The sequence below is a fragment of the Spirillospora sp. NBC_01491 genome, from assembly GCF_036227065.1.
Taxonomy (GTDB): Bacteria; Actinomycetota; Actinomycetes; order Streptosporangiales; family Streptosporangiaceae; genus Spirillospora; species Spirillospora xylanilytica.
Genome location: NZ_CP109432.1, coordinates 6949913 through 6967542, shown reverse-complemented (window position 1 = coordinate 6967542; position 17630 = coordinate 6949913). Strand labels below are relative to the sequence as shown.

15 protein-coding genes are annotated in these 17630 nt (G+C 74.4%); 7 read left to right on the top strand and 8 right to left on the bottom strand.

The window, feature by feature from the left end:
• Positions 1-143: 143 nt before the first annotated feature.
• The 6 genes from OHA34_RS32380 to OHA34_RS32355 all read right to left on the bottom strand — a co-directional run bounded on the left by OHA34_RS32380 (position 144) and on the right by OHA34_RS32355 (position 6918).
• Positions 144-1583 (bottom strand): hypothetical protein, encoded by a 1440-nt coding sequence (locus OHA34_RS32380; RefSeq protein WP_329519823.1) that lies wholly within the window; start codon positions 1581-1583, stop codon positions 144-146.
• 81 nt (positions 1584-1664) lie between these two features.
• On the bottom strand, positions 1665-3593 hold the full coding sequence (locus OHA34_RS32375; protein ID WP_285937539.1) for a serine/threonine-protein kinase: 1929 nt from the start codon (positions 3591-3593) through the stop codon (positions 1665-1667).
• A gap of 301 nt (positions 3594-3894) precedes the next feature.
• Entirely contained in the window at positions 3895-4845 is a 951-nt protein-coding gene (locus tag OHA34_RS32370; protein ID WP_285937540.1) for an acyl-ACP desaturase, read from the bottom strand.
• A gap of 206 nt (positions 4846-5051) precedes the next feature.
• A complete protein-coding gene (locus OHA34_RS32365) occupies positions 5052-5819 on the bottom strand; it encodes an SDR family NAD(P)-dependent oxidoreductase (RefSeq protein WP_329519822.1) in 768 nt (255 codons plus the stop codon).
• A gap of 61 nt (positions 5820-5880) precedes the next feature.
• On the bottom strand, positions 5881-6078 hold the full coding sequence (locus tag OHA34_RS32360) for a hypothetical protein (protein ID WP_329519821.1): 198 nt from the start codon (positions 6076-6078) through the stop codon (positions 5881-5883).
• Positions 6079-6135: 57 nt separating this feature from the next.
• Positions 6136-6918, bottom strand: coding sequence for an enoyl-CoA hydratase/isomerase family protein (locus tag OHA34_RS32355; protein WP_285937543.1), 783 nt, complete (start codon positions 6916-6918; stop codon positions 6136-6138).
• A 136-nt stretch (positions 6919-7054) separates the two neighbouring features.
• Between OHA34_RS32355 and OHA34_RS32350 the strand changes: the two genes are divergently transcribed.
• Both OHA34_RS32350 and OHA34_RS32345 read left to right on the top strand, forming a co-directional pair.
• Positions 7055-10102 carry a DEAD/DEAH box helicase gene (locus tag OHA34_RS32350; protein WP_329519820.1) on the top strand — a complete coding sequence of 1016 codons (3048 nt, stop codon included), beginning with the start codon at positions 7055-7057 and terminating at the stop codon, positions 10100-10102.
• Entirely contained in the window at positions 10102-10893 is a 792-nt protein-coding gene (locus OHA34_RS32345; RefSeq protein WP_285937545.1) for an SWIM zinc finger family protein, read from the top strand. Before OHA34_RS32350 ends, OHA34_RS32345 begins: the two co-directional genes overlap by 1 nt.
• 60 nt (positions 10894-10953) lie before the next feature.
• Here the strand turns inward: OHA34_RS32345 and OHA34_RS32340 are convergent, their stop codons facing one another.
• Positions 10954-11796, bottom strand: coding sequence for a M55 family metallopeptidase (locus OHA34_RS32340; RefSeq protein WP_329519819.1), 843 nt, complete (start codon positions 11794-11796; stop codon positions 10954-10956).
• A gap of 207 nt (positions 11797-12003) precedes the next feature.
• Here OHA34_RS32340 and OHA34_RS32335 point away from each other — a divergent pair, with 207 nt between their 5' ends.
• From OHA34_RS32335 to OHA34_RS32320, 4 genes are read left to right on the top strand one after another with little or no spacing between them, the layout of a single operon-like run.
• On the top strand, positions 12004-12927 hold the full coding sequence (locus OHA34_RS32335) for an ABC transporter ATP-binding protein (protein ID WP_285937547.1): 924 nt from the start codon (positions 12004-12006) through the stop codon (positions 12925-12927).
• Complete coding sequence (locus tag OHA34_RS32330) at positions 12924-13778, top strand: ABC transporter permease (protein WP_285937548.1); 855 nt, start codon at positions 12924-12926, stop codon at positions 13776-13778. The genes OHA34_RS32335 and OHA34_RS32330 overlap by 4 nt, the downstream gene beginning before the upstream one ends.
• A gap of 25 nt (positions 13779-13803) precedes the next feature.
• Positions 13804-14043, top strand: coding sequence for a helix-turn-helix transcriptional regulator (locus OHA34_RS32325; protein WP_285937550.1), 240 nt, complete (start codon positions 13804-13806; stop codon positions 14041-14043).
• A 20-nt stretch (positions 14044-14063) separates the two neighbouring features.
• A complete protein-coding gene (locus OHA34_RS32320; protein ID WP_285937551.1) occupies positions 14064-14669 on the top strand; it encodes a hypothetical protein in 606 nt (201 codons plus the stop codon).
• 22 nt (positions 14670-14691) lie between these two features.
• Here the strand turns inward: OHA34_RS32320 and OHA34_RS32315 are convergent, their stop codons facing one another.
• Positions 14692-15798, bottom strand: a complete 1107-nt coding sequence (locus OHA34_RS32315) for an effector-associated domain 2-containing protein (RefSeq protein WP_329519818.1) — start codon at positions 15796-15798, stop codon at positions 14692-14694.
• A 185-nt stretch (positions 15799-15983) separates the two neighbouring features.
• On the opposite strand from OHA34_RS32315, the gene OHA34_RS32310 reads away from it, so the two are divergent.
• On the top strand, positions 15984-17537 hold the full coding sequence (locus tag OHA34_RS32310) for a VMAP-C domain-containing protein (protein WP_285937553.1): 1554 nt from the start codon (positions 15984-15986) through the stop codon (positions 17535-17537).
• The last annotated feature ends 93 nt before the right edge of the window (positions 17538-17630 follow it).

Sequence of the window (17630 nt, the reverse complement as noted above, 5' to 3'; positions counted from 1 at the left end):
GTTGGTACCTCACAGCCTGCCAAAGACCCGAACACGCTTCGGCCCCGGGTCCCCGATTGGGCCGCACGGAACAAATGTTACCGGTCGGTAGTCCGCTGGCAAATCCCGCGGAGGAGACCCTACCCACGCCGCGGGCGCCCAGGTCAGCGCAGTGCCGCCTCGGCCTGGTCGATCCAGCCCTTCAGCGAGCTCTGGAGCCCGTACATCGGCGCGAAGCTCGGGGTGAGCGACATCGCGGCGACCACGGCGAACAGCGCCAGGGCGCCGAGCACCACGCCCGCCACCGCGATCCGCCTCGGCACCCGCGCGACCGGAAGGAACATCCGCTCAAGGAGCGCCCGCGGCGCGCGCACGCCGGGCCCCGTCCACAGCACGGCGGCACCCGCCCCAGCGCCGAACGCGCAGGCGCTCAGCGCGTCGATCTCGCCGCCGACCACCGACAGCGCGACCAGGACGAGCGGGACCGCCACCATGAGCGCCGCCGCGTACGGGAGCGTCAGCAGCGTGCGGCCCAGGGCCGAGAGCCGGCCGCGCGCCGAGGACTCCCCGGCCGCCCGGAGCACGGCCACCCCGGCGATCGACAGCACCAGCCCCATGACCGGCGCCGTGACCGCGACGCCGACCGCGATCACCACGACCGTGGCCGTCAGCAGCCGCGCCCACCCCTGCGTGGCCGCCAGGTCATGGTGGCCGGAGTCGGCGCCCGGCCCGGGACGGGCGGCGGGCGTCTCGGCACCCGGCTCCGTGAGAACGGCGACACTCCCCTCGGAGGAGGCGGACGCGACCGTCGGGACGGGGTCGGGCGAGGTCGCCGCCACGGGCGGCCCCCCGGCCGGCGGACCGGCCGGCGGGGCGGACTGCGGGACGGGCGGTGGAGCGTGCGTCGAGGCGGACGATGGGACAGGCGGGACGGCGGGGCCGAGGTCGAGCCCGGCGCACGCGGCGGCCAGCTCCTCGGCCCCCGGGCGGGCGGCGGGGTCGTCCGCGGACGCCGCCAGCAGCAACGGCCGCAACGCCCCGGGCACCGCCGCCGAGGCGGCCGGGTCCGCGGTGGCGTCACCGGTCGCGGCGAACACGACCGTGGCGGCCCACGCGCGCACGTCACCGGCCGCCTCGGCGCCGGGGACCAGGCCGAAGTCGACGACGACGGGCGAGCCGTCCACGATCAGCACGGTGCCGGGGCCCAGCGCGCCGTGGACGAGGCCCTCCCGGTGGATCGCGGCCAGCGCCTTGGCCAGGCCCAGCGCGACGCGCCGCAGCTCGGCCCCGGCCACCGGACCGCGCTCGGCGACGTCGTCTCCGAGCGGCCGGCCCGGGACGAGGCGGGAGACGAGGTAGGGCGGGTCCGCGGCCGGGTCGCCGCCGAGGACGTCCACGACGTACGGGCTGAGCACACCCCGCATCCGCGCGATGTCGGGCCCGGACCCAGCGGCCCCGGACCCGGACCCGGCGGGCAGCAGCCGGATCGCGACGTCGCGGCCGTCCGGGCCGGTGGCCCGGTGGACGGCCCCCGTTCCGCCGCCCAGCCGGGTCAGCAGCCGGAAGGGACCGATGTGCTCCTGGTGGCTCGTTTCCCCGTTCATAAGGCTCGACACCCTACCGACCGGCGGGGCCCTCCATCGGCCTCATCAGGCATCAGTTCGAGCGGGCGGGAGAAGGCCCCGTCAGAGGAACGGGAACCCGGAGACGAGGTCGCGGACATCGCTGCGCAGGCTCTCCAGGTTCTGGCTCATCCCGTTCAGCGGGGTGGTGTCGGGCGGCTGCTTCTGGGACAGCACCACCAGCACCGCGGCGAAGATCCCCAGGATCAGGGCGGCGGCCAGCGCCGCCTCCGTGCGCGGCAGCATGGCGCCCCAGAGCCGGGCGAGCTGCCGGCGCGGCGCCCCGCTGCCCGGGGCCAGGCAGAGTAGCCCGATCATGGCCATCACCGAGTAGGAAATGGCCCGCGAGGCGGTCTGGTCCGGATTGGCGATCATCAGCACCGCGAGCAGGATCAGCCCGGCCAGCACCGAGAGCGCGCCCAGCAGGACCGTCGCCATCACGGCGCCCGGCAGGTGCAGCGGCGACTTGAAGGCCGCCGCGACCGCGTCGCCCGCCCGGGGGCCGCGGCGGGTGCGCCGGTCCTCCATGCCCTTGGCGGCCTTGTCGCCCATCCGCAGCACCAGCACGCCGACCCCGGTCACCGCGAGCGCGAGCAGCGGCGCGATGTTGGCGAACCCGAGCAGCGCCACCAGGACGATGAGGCTGAGGACGCGGTACCAGCCGTAGGGCTTCGGACGTTCCTTGCCGCCTGGGGGCTCGTCCCGGCCGCGGGGCCGGGCGCCCTGCTGCTCCGGACTCTGCCCGCCGGGACGCTGCTCGGCGTACGGGTCGTACGGGCCGCCCTGCTCGGGCCCCCGCTGGAGCCCGCCGGGGTGCGGCTGGGTCTGTGGCGGCTGCTGCTGCCCGTACCGCGAGTAGGGGTCGCCCTGCCCGTAAGGCCCAGGCGCCGGCGGCGGGACGGGCGGGGGCGCGGCCGGGGGCAGCAGCCCCTTGAAGTCCTTCGGCTGGGCCGGGACGGGCGCCGGCCCGGGCGGCTGCGGCTCGGCCTGCGGCGGAGGCTGTGCGGGCATGGGCGCCGAGAACTGCCGGGAGTGGTCGGCGGCGGGCTGCCCGGGCGGCCGGGTGTGCCCGGTGTGCCCGCCGCCCGGCGGGGTACCGTCGCCCGGCAGCGTGAAGTCGTCGGGCAGGGTCTGGTCGTCGGGCCGCGTGTAGTGGTCGTCGATCCGGGTCTGGTCGGTGATGGTCGACTCGAAGTGGATCCGCCGGGTGAGCTGCACCAGGTTCACCGCGGTGGGCCGCTCGGCCGGGTGCCGGGCCATCGCCGAGCGCAGCACGGGCAGCAGCCCGTCGGGCACCCCGCTCAGGTCGGGCTTGCCCTGCATGATCTTGAAGAAGATCGACTCGAAGGTGCCGGCCCCGAACGGCGGCCGGCCGGTCGCGGCGTAGGCCACCGTCCCGGCCCAGGAGTGCACGTCGGACGGCTCGCCCGCGTCCTCGCCCTCGATGATCTCCGGGGCCAGGTAGCCGGGGGTGCCGATGACCATGCCGGTCGCGGTCAGCCGGGTCGCGTCGGCGCCCTGCGCGATGCCGAAGTCGATCACCACCGGCTCGCCGTCCACCAGCATCACGTTGCCGGGCTTGAGGTCGCGGTGGATGATGCCGGCGCCGTGGATCGCCGACAGCGCCGACGACAGCCCGACCGCCAGCCGCTGGAGCCCCGGCCCGCTGATCGGCCCGGACTCCTCGACGATCTCTTCGAGGGTGCGTCCGGGCACGTACTGGGTGACGATGTAGGGGCGCTCGGCGGTGACGTCGGCGTCGAGGATCTCGGCGACGTGCGGGCTGTGCACCCGCCGCATCGTGTCGACCTCGCGGGCCAGCCTGCGGCGGGCGGTGGTGTCGCCGGCGACCGAGGAGCGCAGCACCTTGATGGCCACCTTGCGGCCCTCTGGATCGACGGCGAGGTACACGACGCCCATGCCGCCTTCTCCAAGGGTCTGGAGCATGCGGTAGTGGCCGATGCTGTCCCCGGACGTGACAACCCCCTTCATCGTTTACGAAACCCTACCTTCGCCCGCGCCGGGCGAATGCGCCACCGTGCCGTTGCCGGACGGGCGCCGCCGGGGTCGGGCCGGGCCGCGCACGGAACCGGGGCGCGCAGCGTGAAAGGGGCATCACCGGTGGTGACGCCCCCCTCGGTCGGCGGCCGAGGGCCGCCCAACCGCCGATATTCGTCCATACATCCTTCGACGCCCGGGGCCGGGCACACGTTCCGACTGGCCGATTTCCGCCCCCGGCGATCGGCTCCGGCAGGCGCCTCCAGCGGTCGGTCCCGGCGGTCAGCCCTGGCGGTCAGCCCTGGCGGGCGGCCTTGCGGGCGCGGCGCTCCTCGCGGCGGGTCTCGAACTTGGTCGCGGCCGCGTCGAGTTGCTCCATGAACTGCCCGAGCTCGTCGCGGGCCTTGGCGCCGTCGCCGGTCAGGTCGGTGCGGTCGAACACGCCCAGCTTGCGCAGCACCGGGACGAGCACGTCGTCGTGGTGCAGCCGCAGGTCGTAGATGCCCGCGTTGGCGATCACCACGGACTTGCGCATGAAGCCGTCGATGCTGGTGCCGGGCATCTCGAACTGGGTGACCACCTCGGTGATGGCGCGCATGGTCTCGTTCGGCGCGACCTCCAGGGCGGCGCCGATCAGGTTCCGGTAGAAGATCATGTGCAGGTTCTCGTCCGCGGCGACGCGGCTGAGCATCCGCTCGCACACCGGGTCGCCGGAGACCTTGCCGGTGTTGCGGTGCGCGACCCGGGTGGCCAGCTCCTGGAACGACACGTACGCCGCGCCGTGCAGGAACTCGGTGCCGTGCGTGGCCTCGTAGCCGGCCTCCATGTGGTGCATCCGGGCGCGCTCCAGCGCGATCGGGTCGACCGCCCGGGTCACCGTGAGGTAGTCGCGGATCACGATGCCGTGCCGGTTCTCCTCGGCGGTCCACCGGTTGACCCAGGTGCCCCAGGCGCCGTCACGGCCGAAGACCGAGGCGATCGCGCGGTGGTAGCCGGGCAGGTTGTCCTCGGTCAGCAGGTTGACGATCAGCGAGTCGCGGGACTCGGGCGAGACCTGCGACTGCTCGACCGACCACGCCTCGCCCTCCATCGGGCCGTCGTAGTCGCGGCCGATGCTCCACGGCACGTACTGGTGCGGGAACCACTCCTTGGCGATCGCCAGGTGCCGGTCGAGCTCCTTCGCGACGACCGGCTCGAGCTCGAGCATCAGACCGGTCTGGAACTTGTTCTCGGACGTCACGGACATACTGATCCTTCGCTGGACGACGTGTGGCCACCGGGCGGCGCCGCCGCACCCGCGGCACCGGGAAGGGGGTGCCCAGCAGGGCGAATGTAACCTACTGGACCGTAGGTTCGATGTTCGCGATCGCCGCGGGCGACGTCAAGGCGCCCGCGTCACAAGCCACCCGGCGGATTTCTTGTAGGGAACGGAGAAAGCGCGGCCCGGTCCCGTCAGCGGGAGTCGGACGCCTGCTGCCACATCCGGTTCACGGCGGCCCTCAGGAGCGGCCTCGGGACCAGCTTCAACGCGGGCAGCGCGGCCCGGTACTGCGCGCCCGGGACGCACAGCGCGCGGCCCAGCGACACCGCGTCCAGCCCGGCCCTGGCCACCTCTTCGCGGCGCAGCCACAGCAGGTTGGCGGGGGCGTCGTCCTCGGTCCGGGTGAAGCCGGGGCACAGCGTCGTCACGTGCACGCCCTTGGCCGCGACCTCCGCGTGGACGCTCTCGGAGAACGAGGCCACGTACGCCTTGGTCGCGCCGTAGGTCGCGCTGCCGGGCGACGGCGCGAACCCCGACATCGACGCGACGTTCAGCACCCCGCCCCGGCCCCGCGCGATCATCCCGGGCAGCACCGCGTGGGTCAGCCGGACCAGCGCGGTCACGTTGAGCTCGATCTCGGTGAGCTGGTCGCCGAGCGGCAGTTCGGCGAACGGTCCGAACGCGCCGTACCCGGCGTTGTTGACCAGCAGCTCGACCGGCTCGGCGCGCAGCCGCCGCTCGACCGCGCCGCGCTGCACCGGATCGGTGAGATCGGCCGCGATCACCTCCACCGCGACCCGGTACCGCTCGACGAGATCGCGGGCCAGCCGGTCCAGCAGGTCCGCACGGCGGGCCACGATGACCAGATCGGTGCCCCGCCCGGCCAGCAGCCGGGCGAAACTCTCGCCGATGCCGCTGGACGCGCCCGTGACGAGAGCGGTTCGGTACGCCTGTCGCATGGCGGGAGATGCTATCGGGCGATCTTCCCCCACCGTGGGTCATGACCGAAAAACCGGAAAGTCATTCGGCTACGGCACGTACCGGGTCACCTCCCGCGACGTCCACGGGCGGGAACATCGCCGCCGGATCTTCTCCAGCAGCGTAGAGGCCGACGCCGAACGCGGCGACCGCCTCCAGCAGGCCCGCCCGTACCAGGGGGCCACCGTTCTGTGGCTCGCAGCCGAGATCGCGCACCAGCCGGCCGACCGTCGCCGACAAACTCCTGGACGCCCGGGAAACACGGCGCGGCGCCGGACGCCCAGGAGCGCGGCGGGGTCAGCGGCCGGTGAAGCGGGCCTTGCCCGGTCCCTCCTCCATGAAGCTGCGCATCCCGTTCTCCTGGTCCTCGGTGGCGAACAGCGCGGCGAACCGCATCCGCTCGATCTCCAGCCCGGTCGCCAGATCGACCTCCAGGCCGCCGTCGATCGCCTGCTTGGCGGCGCGGAGCGCGAGCGCCGGCCCGCCGGTGAACGTCGCGGCCCACTCGCGCGCGGCCCGGTAGACGTCGGCGTCGGGCACGACCCGGTCGACCAGGCCCATCGCCAGCGCCTCGTCCGCCGGCACGTGCCGTCCGGAGAAGACCAGGTCCTTGGCCTTGGCCGGCCCGATCAGCCGGGCGAGCCGCTGGGTGCCGCCCGCGCCGGGGATGATGCCGAGCTGGATCTCCGGCTGGCCGACCTTGGCGCCCTCGCCCGCCACCCGGAAGTCGGCGGTCAGCGCCACCTCCAGCCCGCCGCCGAGCGCGTACCCGGTGATCGCGGCGATGACCGGCTTGGGGATCGCCGCGAGTTCCCGGGTGAACTCCTGGAGGAGCAGTGAGTGCCCGGTGGACATCTCGGCGTACGACATCGGGGCCATCTCCTTGATGTCGGCGCCCGCCGCGAACACCCGCTCGCCGCCGTAGAGGACCACGGCGGCGACCTCGTCGTCCGCGCCGACCCGCCGGGCCGCCTCGATCAGCTCGCGCTGCATCGGCGCGTTGAGCGCGTTCATCTTCGGCCGGTCCAGCCGGATCGTCGCGACGCCGTCCTCGACCTCGACATGTACGAACTCGCCCACGAACGCCTCCAAGCGCAGGAAGAAACCCGACGTCCCCGAGCCTAACCAGCGCCGCCGCGGCGGCGGCGGGCTGTCCGGCCCCGCTGGTAGCTTCGAGCCCGGCCGTCTCGTCCGCACGCCCCGGGGGATCGAAGTCATGCTCGTCGCGCATGCCACCTGGCATGGCGGTGCCCTCTGCCTGTGGGCCGAGCGCACCGGCCCGTACGAGCCCGTCCCGGCGCCGCCCGACGGGTCCGGCGCGGCGGTGCATCCGTTCGCCACCCGCGACTTCACCGGCACGTCCTACGAGCCGATGGTCAAGGGCGCGTTCGGTGTCGAGCTGACCATGTCGCTGCCCACCCACGGCGACCATCCGGCGCCGTCCGCCGAGCTGGGGCCCGAGGCGTTCGGCGGACGGGCCGAGCTGCGCGAGTGGCGGGTACCCGCGCTGGTGCTGGAGCCGTTCCCTGCGATGGCCCTGCTCCAGGCCGCCGAGCACAGCGGCGACGTCGTCCCCGGCACCGACCTGCGCTATCTGTGCGTGCTCTCCGACGAGGCGGCGCACCTGGCCGCGCGTGGCCAGGTGCTGCCGGCCCTGCTGCGCGAGGACGGCGACCTGGTGGCGCGCTGGCGGCCGGTGCTCGACGACCCGGCGCGGTTCCGCGACCTGGTCCGCGCGATGCCCGCGGCCTGCCGCGCCGCGGACGGCGGACGGCCCGCGGCGGGCGTGCTGCGCGAGGCGCTCGACGGGCTGGTCGACACGGCCGTGCGCGGGGTCGTACCGCACCCCCTCCTGCCGCCGCGCCGGGGCGACTCCCCCGACCGGCTGCCCCTCGCCGAGCGCTGGCTGGAGGCGCTGACCGGGCCGTCCGCCGAGGTCGCGCGCGAGCCCCGCGACGATCCGGACGACCTCATCGCCGAGCTCGACGCCTGGGCGGACGCCGCCCGCCGCCCGGCCGGGCCGCTGCGCGTCTGCTTCAGGCTCGCCGAGCCGGGCGCCGAGTCCTTCACCGAGGAGTCCGGGCACGACCCCGAGGCCGAGGCCGCCGCGGCGGACGGCGACGCCTGGCGGGTCGAGTTCGCCCTCCAGGGCACCGCCGACCCGAGCCTGTACGTGCCCGCCTCGATGATCTGGGCGGGCGAGGCGCCGTCGCTCGGCGGCGCCGAGGAGACGCTGCTCGGCGGGCTCGGCCGGGCGCTGCGGCTGTTCCCCGACATGACGCCCGCGCTCGACACCGCGACGCCGCACGAGCTGGTCCTCGACACGGCGGGCGCGTTCCGCTTCCTGCGCGGGGCGGCGCCGATGCTGTCGGCGGCCGGGTTCGGGGTGCTGCTGCCGCGGTGGGCGGGCCGGGCGCGGCTCGGCATGAAGCTCACCACCCGGGCGGACGACGGCGAGGGCTCGGGCGCGGCCACCTCGTCGGGGTTCGACCTCAAGGGCATGGTCGACTTCCGGTGGGACCTGGCGATCGGCGCCGAGACCATCGACGAGGACGAGCTGGAGGAGCTGGCCCGGTTGAAGACGCCGCTCGTCCGGCTGCGCGGCCAGTGGGTCGAGCTGGGCGAGGAGCAGCTCGAGGCGGCGCTCGACCTGCTGCGCCGTCCCCGGCACGGGAGGATGCCCGCCGCCGCGGCGATGCGGGCCGCGATCCACGCGGGCGACGAGGCGCTGCCGCTGGTCGAGGTCGACGCCGACGGCGCGTTCGGCGACCTGCTGTCGGGCGAGGCCGACCGGCGGCTCGCGCCGATGACCACCCCCGAGGGTTTCAACGGGACGCTCCGGCCGTTCCAGGAGCGCGGCCTCGCCTGGCTGACCTTCCTCGACGGGCTCGGCCTGGGCGGGATCCTGGCCGACTCGATGGGGCTCGGCAAGACGGCGCAGACGCTGGCGCTGCTGGTCTCCGAGCGCGCGGGCGGGCGCCGGCCCGGCCCGACGCTGCTGGTCGGGCCGATGTCGCTGGTGGGCAACTGGCAGCGCGAGGCGGCCCGGTTCGCGCCGAAGCTGCGGGTGCACGTCCACCACGGCACCGGCCGGCACCGCGACGAGCGGCTCGTCGCGGCGGTCGCGGGCGCCGACCTGGTGCTGACCACCTACGGGACGGCGGCGCGCGACGCCGAGTCGCTGGCGCTGATCGAGTGGGGACGGGTGGTCTGCGACGAGGCGCAGGCGCTGAAGAACAGCGGGACGCGCCAGGCGCGGGCGGTGCGCGGCATCCCGGCGCGCAGCCGGATCGCGCTGACCGGGACGCCGGTCGAGAACCACCTGACCGAGCTGTGGTCGATCCTGGAGTTCGCGAACCCGGGGCTGCTCGGGCCGCGGCCGGCGTTCCGCGAGCGGTTCGCGGTGCCGATCGAGCGCGACGGCGACGAGCGGGCGGCGCTGGCGCTGAAGCGGGCGACGCAGCCGTTCATCCTGCGCCGGCTCAAGACCGACCGGTCGATCATCTCCGACCTGCCGGAGAAGCAGGAGATCAAGGTCTACTGCAACCTGACCACCGAGCAGGCCTCGCTGTACCAGGCGACCGTCGACGACATGCTCGCGCAGATCGCCGAGGCCGACGAGAAGCGGCGGCGGGGGCTGGTGCTGGCGACGATGGCCAGGCTCAAGCAGGTCTGCAACCATCCGGCGCAGCTCCTCAAGGACGGCTCGCGGCTGCCCGGCCGGTCCGGCAAGCTGGAGCGGCTGGAGGAGATCTGCGCCGAGGTGCTGGAGCAGGGCGAGAAGGCGCTGGTGTTCACCCAGTACGCCGAGTTCGGATCGATGCTCCAGCCCTACCTGGCGGCGCGGCTCGAACGGCCGGTGCTGTGGCTGCACGGCGGCACGTCCAAGCAGGGGCGGGACGACCTCGTCCAGCACTTCCAGGCCGACACCGAGCCGTCGGTCTTCCTGCTGTCGCTGAAGGCGGCCGGCACCGGGCTGACGCTGACCGCCGCCAACCACGTGGTGCACCTGGACCGGTGGTGGAACCCGGCGGTCGAGGACCAGGCGACCGACCGCGCGTTCCGCATCGGGCAGACCAGGAACGTGCAGGTCCGCAAGTTCATCTGCGTGGGGACGATGGAGGAGCGGATCGACGAGATGATCGAGCGCAAGAAGGCGCTGGCCGACTCGATCGTCGGCACCGGCGAGGACTGGCTGACCGAGCTGTCGGTCGCCGAGCTGCGCGACGTGCTGCGCCTGGCGCCCGAGGCGGTGAGCGGCTGATGGCCGGGTCCGCCGGGAACGGGTGGTGGTCGCGGAGGTTCGTCGAGCTGGTGGGGTCGTTCGCCGGTGAGGACCTGCTCCGGCGCGGCCTCGCGTGCGCGCGCGAGGGCCGGGTGACCGGGCTGGCGGTCGGGCCGTACGAGGCGACGGCCCATGTGCGGGGCGACGGGCCCGAACCGTACGAGGTGGCCGTCGGCATCGACGCGATCGACGCGGCGGGCTGGGCGGCGGCCGAGGCCGAGCTCGCGTCCCGGGCGGTGTTCCGCGCGCGGCTGCTCGCCGGGGAGCTGCCGCCCGAGATCGAGCCGGTGCTCGCCGGCCTCGGGCTGCCGCTGTTCCCCGCGTCGGCGGCCGGCCTGCACGTGATGTGCGGCTGCCCCGACTGGGGCGACGCGTGCGAGCACGCCGCGGCGGTGCTCTGCGCGCTGGCCGAGGCGTTCGGCGACGACCCGTTCCTCGTCCTGGCCTGGAACGGGCGGACGAAGGACGAGCTGCTCACCGCGCTGCGCCGCCGCCCGGCGCCGTCCGGCCCGCCCGGCGCGGACGGACTGGACGGACTGGACGGCGCGGACGGGCCGGGCGGCGAGCCGCTCGGCGCGGAGGACTTCTGGACGACGCCGTCCGGCCTGGCCCGGCTGCGCGACCGTCCGCCCGCGCCGCCGGTGCCGCCGGGGTTCGTGCTGGAAGTCGTCGCACCGCCCCCGGTCAAGGTGCGGCGCCGCGACCTGGCGAGCGTCCTCGCGCCCGCCTACCACGCCCTGGCGACCGAGCGCCTCGACGACGGCGGCTGACCCGCCCCGGCGAGGCCGGGCGCGGCGAGGCCGGGCGCGGGGAGGCCGGGCGCGGGGGCGTCAGCCGTACTGGCCGCCGGCGCAGCCGATCCCGCCGGCGATGGTCGCGCAGACGCCGAGAAGGCCGACGATCTCGGCGTAGTCGCCGGTGCTGAACTCGGTGGTGCGCCCGCCGGTGAGCCGCACGCCGGGGATCAGCGCGCACGACTGCGCGATCGCGGTGGCGTTCCACTCGACGGTCAGCGTGTAGGGAGCGGGCAGGACGAGCGGGCGCCAGCTCTCGGGATCGCGCAGCGCCCGGGTGGCCCGCTCGTAGATCAGCTCCCTCGCGCGCGCGGGCGGGATGAGCGCGGCGGCGTACCGGTCGCGGCCCTCCTTGACCGCCGCGGTCTCGACGCCGCCGAGCACGTCGCGGGCCTCCGCGCAGGCGGCCTCGTCACCGGCGACCAGGCCGACGGGCACGCCGAGCGAGCCGGCGTACCCGGCCATGAGCGCGATCTCGCCGACGACCTCCCCGTTGAGCAGCACGTTCTGGATCTCGCGGCCCATCCAGGTGTGGTTGAGCACGCCGCACCGCGCGCCGGCCCGCGCGTGGTAGCCGACGTACAGCGCCACGTCGAAGGAGGCGTCGAGGCCCTCGCCCATCCGCATCGGCTTGTAGGGGCCGCGGATCAGGGTGCAGCGCTCGTCGATGAGGTCGGCGCGGAGGTTCCGGCCGGTGCCGTGCGCGTCGGTGACCACCACCTGCCCGGCCCCGGCGTCGAACGCGGCGCGGATCGCGGCGTTGGCGTCGCCGGTCATCAGCTCGCAGCCGCGCTCGTAGCCGCGCCCGCCGGCGCGCATCTCCTCGGGATCGGTGAGGCCCGAGATCCCCTCCATGTCGACCGAAACGAATACCTTCATGGGCCCCCATGGTGCCCGGGTCCGGACGCCGGAGTCGACCCGCCGGGTTCCGGGCGGCGGGGGCGCCACGTCGTTCCGGGGACCGCACGGATCCCCTCCTGCCGGGCATCGGGCCCTTGCGAATCTGCAACGAGATGTAGTACTTCTACTATCAATGGTTGTAGGCATGTGAAGAACAGTCCGACTTCTCATACGAGAGGAACGCGCATGGACGAACCGGTGATCAGTGCCCGGGACCTGCGGATGCGGTACGGCCGCACCGAGGTGCTGCGCGGCGTGGACCTGGAGGTCCGCGCCGGCGAGGTGGTCGCCCTGCTCGGTCCGAACGGGGCCGGGAAGACCACGACGATCGAGATCCTGGAGGGCTTCCGGCGCCGGTCGGCGGGCGAGGTCACGGTCCTCGGCACCGACCCCGGGCGGGGCGGCGACGCCTGGCGCGGCCGGCTCGGCGTCGTCCTCCAGAACTGGCAGGACCACCCGCGCTGGGGCGTCCGGCAGCTCCTCGCCCACGTGGCCTCGTTCTACCGGCGGCCCCGCGACGTCGACGAACTGCTCGCCGTGCTGGGCCTCACCGCGCAGGCCGGCCGGATGGTCGCGCAGCTGTCCGGCGGGCAGCGGCGCCGGCTCGACGTGGCGCTCGGCATCGTCGGCCGTCCCGAGGTGCTCTTCCTGGACGAGCCGACGGCCGGGTTCGACCCCGAGGTCCGGCTGGAGTTCCACGGGCTGGTCGAGCGGCTCTCCCGTGAGGAGGGCATGACGATCCTGCTGACCACGCACGACCTCGCCGAGGCCGAGCGGCTCGCGGGCCGGATCGCGATCCTGGTGGACGGGGCGGTCGCGGTCTGCGGCACCCCGTCCGGGCTGGCCGCGGTCGTCCGGACGCGGTCCGAGGTGCGGTGGGCCGAGGACGGCGCGCTCCGGTCCGAGCGCACCGGCGACCCGTCCAAGCTGGCCTACGAGCTGCACCAGCGGTTCGGCGGGCCGGTGCCGGGGCTGGAGATCCGGCGCCCGTCGCTGGAGGAGAGCTACCTGGACCTGGTCCGCGGCGCCACCGCGCGCGGCGCCGGGGACGCCTCCGGCACCCCCCTCGCCGGCGAGGACGGCGGGCTCATGGAGAGGAGTGCCGCATGAACGGCACGCTGGTGATGATCGGACTGCGCCGGGGCTGGACGGAGCACCTCCAGTTCCTGCGCAACCGCCGCGAGTTCGCCGGGGGCCTGATCGGCACCGTGGGGATCTTCGTGCTGGTGGCCCGCTGGCAGGGCGGCACGGACGTGCCGGGGACGCACGCGTCCAAGGCCGTGCTGATGGCGGCGGGGTTCATCGCGTTCTCGGTGTTCTCGGTGGCGCTGATGGGCCTGCCGATGATGATCACGACGGACCGGGAGGACGGCGCGCTGCTGCGGCTCCGCACCGTCCCCGGCGGGATGCCGGTCTACCTGGTCGGACGGGCCGTCTCGGTGCTCGGCCAGATCGCCACCTACGTCGCGCTGATGCTGCTGGCCGGAGTGGCCCTCACCGAGCTGACCCTGCCCGCGGCGCCCGGCGACTGGCTCACGCTGCTGTGGGTGCTCGGCCTCGGCACGCTGTCGGTGGTGCCGGTGGGCGCCGCGCTCGGCACCCTTCTCCCCGGCCCGCGCAACGCCGCGAGCATCCTGTCGCTGCCGATGATGGGGCTGATGGTCGTGTCCGGGGTGATGTTCCCGGTGACGGCGATGCCCGAGCCCGTGCAGTGGGTCGCGCAGGCGTTCCCGCTGTACTGGCAGGGCCTCGGGCTGCGGTCGGTGTTCCTGCCCGACTCGATGCTGGCCGCCGAGATCGGCGGGAGCTGGCGCCCGCTGGAGACCGCCGCCGTGCTCGGCGCATGGGCCGTCGCCGGGCTGCTGGTCGCGCCCTGGCTGCTGCGGCGGGCCGCCCGCCGCGAGTCGGGCACCCGGCTGGCCGAACGGCAGGAGCGCCGGGCCGCGCAGGGCGCGTTCTGATCGCCGGCTGCGGGAGACTGAACCGGTGTCAGCCGACAAGGAGAACGTCCACAACCGGATCGCGGTCCTGCGGGCCGAGCGCGGCGTCTCGCGCCGCGAGCTGGCCACCGCGCTGGGCGTGCACTACCAGACGATCGGTTACCTGGAGCGGGGCGAGTACAGCCCGAGCCTGTTCCTGGCCCTGCGCATCGCGGCGTTCTTCGAGGTCCCGGTCGAGGTCGTGTTCTCGCTGACCCCCTTTCCCAGGCTGGGCAGCACGTCGTGAGAAAGAAGGAGGCCAAGGCCATGTCCGACCAGGACGGCGGCTGGCGGGAACGCGCCGAGCGCCGCCGCGCCGAGCGCATCACCGAGCTGGCGGGCCGGGCCCCCGGCCGCTTCGCGGCGCGCCGGAACCGGCGGCTGCTGGCCGGGGCCGCGGGCGCGCTGCTCCTGCTCCCCTGGGTGGACGCCGCGGTCTCGTGGCTGATCGCGCCGAGCGACACCGCGGTGTACGTGAACCTCGTGGTCCTCGCCGCGATGGCGGTCGGGGGCGTCCCGGCGTACAACCGGATGATCACCGTCACCCGCGGCACGACCTCGCTGGACGAGCGGTACCTGGACGAGCGGCAGGTGGCCGAGCGGCTCCGCGCGTTCAGGGTCGCGCACCGCGGCACCACCGCGATGATCATCGCGGTCGGCGTCACGATCATGCTGGCCGAGCGGGGCCGCGACGCGCACGTGCCCGCCGCGGCCAACTTCCTGATGGTGTTCGCCATGCTGGTCATGCACATCGCGCTGCCGCTGATCATCGCCACCTGGCGGCAGCCCGACCCGCCGCCCGACGACGGCGACGAGGAGGACGGGGACGGGGACTCCGTGACCCGGGACGCCGATCAGGGCGCGGAACACTAGGGGCCCCGCCGCGGGGCAGCGGTCAGGAGGGCCCCCCGGTGAGCCTGGCGATGGTGGCGTCGAGCGCCCGCATCTGGGCCGAGTCGCCCGCGTAGGCGCGCACGATCGCGAGGAACTCCTCCAGGCCGTCCTGGAACTCCAGGCACGTGCTGACGATCGAGTGCGCGTCCAGGTGCGGCTGCGGACGGCGCGGGATGCGGACCGCGATCTCCGGGCGCAGGGACGCGATGACCTGCTGCCGGCCCTCCGGCGAGGTCATCAGCGAGATGTCCATCAACCGCGCCACGATCTCGAACACCGCCGGAAGGGCCGGCCCCACGGGCCGGGGCGTCGCCGGATCGTCCTGCGAGGGCCCGCGCGGCGTCCCGGACGGCATCCCTGGCGGCGCGGACGGCGCGGCGAACCCGGCGGGCGAGGGCGAGAGCGTGCCGCCGGGCTCCGGCGGAGGGTCGGGCGAGCGCTCCGGCTCCGGATCGGGCGGGGGCTGGGACTGGGGTCCCGGACCCGGGGCCGGCCGCCGGTCCCGGGCGGAGCCGCGGATGCTGAGCCAGGCGGTGGTCCGGGTCTCCTTGAGCCGGACGTCGAGGGGGCCGTACTCGGTGGGGTCGATCGCCCCGTCCCCCTCCTTGATCACCGAGCGGTAGAACTCGTCGGAGGCGAGCACCCCGAGGACGTCCGCGGTGCCGGCGAGGGCCAGCTTGAAGGACGGGGCGTCCAGGAGCCGGCTGACGTGGTTGACGGTGTCGCCGACGATCCCGTTCGCGTCGGAGTCCATCCGGCCGAGGTGCAGCGCGACCCGCAGCCGGATCTGCGCGATCTCCTTCGCCAGCTCGTTGGAGCGGCGGAGCTCGGCCCTGAGGTGGTCGGGCAGCGGGTGGACCAGGCGCGCGCCGTCGTGCCCCGGGCGCAGGACGGCGATGAGCCCGTCGCCGCGGTCCTCGCGGTGGAATTCCGAGAAAGGCAGGCCGGACGCCGTGAACGACCGTTCGAGGAGGTCGTACAGAACGGTGCGGAGATGGCGCTGCACGCTGTCGGGACGGCTGGCGAAACTGATGATGTCGCAGGCGAACACGGTGCACTGCCCGGAGGGGGCCCAGCCGTTCCGCCCGTCTTCCGCGTCCTTGTCCATGGGGCTGCTGCTTCCCGTGAGTTTCCCCCACTCTCCACCCCGGCACCGCGCCCCCGCAAGGGGACGCGGCACGGCCGCCGGCGGCGCCCGATCATCCCGTTCCGATTCTGTGACCTCGGACGCAGAACGGCCTCACTCCGAGGATCTACTTTGGTGATCGGGGGTTACGAGGACCCGGAGGAAGCATGGCCGATGACGAGGGTGGCTTTTCCGCGCTGGTGCCGCCGTCACGCGGAACGGTGGGGCGCGTCGTGCGGCCCGCGCGTCCGGGGCGCACCACCTTGGAGATCGCCGAGCTGCTGCTGGGCGTGCCCCAGCTACGGGACGCGTCCCTGCGGTCGGTCATCGTCGCGCACGTCGAGGAGCGGGTCGGGGCGAAGGTGATCTTCTCCGACGAGCCGCACCCGCTGGCCTACTACGTCCACCTCGTGAGCGCCTGCTGCGCCCTGCCGGACGGGCTCGCGCACCTGATGGAGGCCGTGGAGCACATCGCGGGCCGGACCGTCGCGGTCTCCGAACTGCGCCGCCAGATCAGCCCCGCCCAGGAGCACCTGGAGCCGGCCGACGAGACGCAGATCAGAACGCTCCTGGCGGGCTGGCGGGTCCCCTCGCTCGCCCGGCTCTACCACGCCGCCGGCGGCACGTCCGACAGCTCGGGCCACCACCGGCTCACCGACGCGTGGGACGCCTTCTACGCGCTGCTCGACCACAACACCCTGCCGGACCGCGGCTCCCCGCACCTGGTCTTCGTCGCGATGCTGCTCCAGACGACGGGGACGTGGCAGCGGACCGAGAAGGAGCGCTGGCGCCACAAGCACCTCCGCGACTGGCTGGCGGCGCGGATCCAGCGGCTCCGCGAGGACGGGGCGGTCGCCGAGGCCGACCATCTGGAGGGGCTGCGGGACCGGTCCGAGCAGCTCTCCCCCGACGCCGACAAGCCGATCTACCTCATCATCCAGCTGGACCCGCTCCCCGGCCCGGACGAGCACCGCCCGATGTGCCGGCTCTCGCACTGGCGGCAGGTGCATCCGCTCGAATGGCGGCCGGAGCCCGGCGAGGACCGGCTGGTCCCGCTCAGCGAGGTCCCCGCCCAGGTAGGCGAGCTGATCCGGGAGGCCGAGAGCGACTGGGCCTACCAGCTCGACGACGCCCTGAGCCTGGAGTTCGTGCTGCCGCTCGAACTGATCAACCTGGACCTGGACCAGTGGACCCGCGATCCCTCGGACACGCCGCACCCGAGACCGCTCGGCGCCGAGTACGAGATCCTCATCCGCAGCCGGGAGCGGCTCCGGACGCGCACCCTTCACCGGGCGTGGCGGCGCCGGTGGCAGGTCCTGGTCGAGGCGGCCCGGTGCTCGACGCACTGGGCCGAGGCGGACGCCGACGTGGAGCGGCTGAGCGACCGGCTGCTGAGCGACGAGGGGGCGGTCGCCTGCGTGCTCAGCGGCCCCCCGGACGACGAGCACGGCCGGGAGGAGCTGTGGATGGCGGTGCGCGCGGGCGTCCCCGTGGTGGTGTGGCATCGCGAGAGCGATCCGCCGCAGGAGGCCCGGGATGCACTGCACCATGTCGTCGGGCGGCCCGATCTCAGGGGGCTCCCCGGCGACATCAAGCGGATGCGCGGGCGCTTGGCGGGCGCCGGCGGAGCGGTCTCCCACCCCAACCCGCGCGTCGCGCTGCTCTGGGACGACCCCGGTCACTTCCTGGACGAGGCCGACCCGCTGCGCGCCCCCCAGTAAAACCCGGCAGGTCGGTAAGACGGGCCGGTCGACAGGACGGGCAGGTCGCCGATTCGCTCCATCACAAACGACATATAGGTGGAACCCCATATA

Excerpts from the sequence above, each read along its gene's own strand:
- OHA34_RS32335 (WP_285937547.1), top strand. The coding sequence starts at position 12,004 with ATGGACGAACCGGTGATCAGTGCCCGGGACCTGCGGATGCGGTACGGC.
- OHA34_RS32340 (WP_329519819.1), bottom strand. The coding sequence starts at position 11,796 with ATGAAGGTATTCGTTTCGGTCGACATGGAGGGGATCTCGGGCCTCACC.
- OHA34_RS32320 (WP_285937551.1), top strand. The coding sequence starts at position 14,064 with ATGTCCGACCAGGACGGCGGCTGGCGGGAACGCGCCGAGCGCCGCCGC.
- OHA34_RS32350 (WP_329519820.1), top strand. The coding sequence starts at position 7,055 with ATGCTCGTCGCGCATGCCACCTGGCATGGCGGTGCCCTCTGCCTGTGG.
- OHA34_RS32375 (WP_285937539.1), bottom strand. The coding sequence starts at position 3,593 with ATGAAGGGGGTTGTCACGTCCGGGGACAGCATCGGCCACTACCGCATG.
- OHA34_RS32310 (WP_285937553.1), top strand. The coding sequence starts at position 15,984 with ATGGCCGATGACGAGGGTGGCTTTTCCGCGCTGGTGCCGCCGTCACGC.
- OHA34_RS32315 (WP_329519818.1), bottom strand. The coding sequence starts at position 15,798 with ATGGACAAGGACGCGGAAGACGGGCGGAACGGCTGGGCCCCCTCCGGG.
- OHA34_RS32345 (WP_285937545.1), top strand. The coding sequence starts at position 10,102 with ATGGCCGGGTCCGCCGGGAACGGGTGGTGGTCGCGGAGGTTCGTCGAG.
- OHA34_RS32330 (WP_285937548.1), top strand. The coding sequence starts at position 12,924 with ATGAACGGCACGCTGGTGATGATCGGACTGCGCCGGGGCTGGACGGAG.
- OHA34_RS32365 (WP_329519822.1), bottom strand. The coding sequence starts at position 5,819 with ATGCGACAGGCGTACCGAACCGCTCTCGTCACGGGCGCGTCCAGCGGC.
- OHA34_RS32370 (WP_285937540.1), bottom strand. The coding sequence starts at position 4,845 with ATGTCCGTGACGTCCGAGAACAAGTTCCAGACCGGTCTGATGCTCGAG.
- OHA34_RS32380 (WP_329519823.1), bottom strand. The coding sequence starts at position 1,583 with ATGAACGGGGAAACGAGCCACCAGGAGCACATCGGTCCCTTCCGGCTG.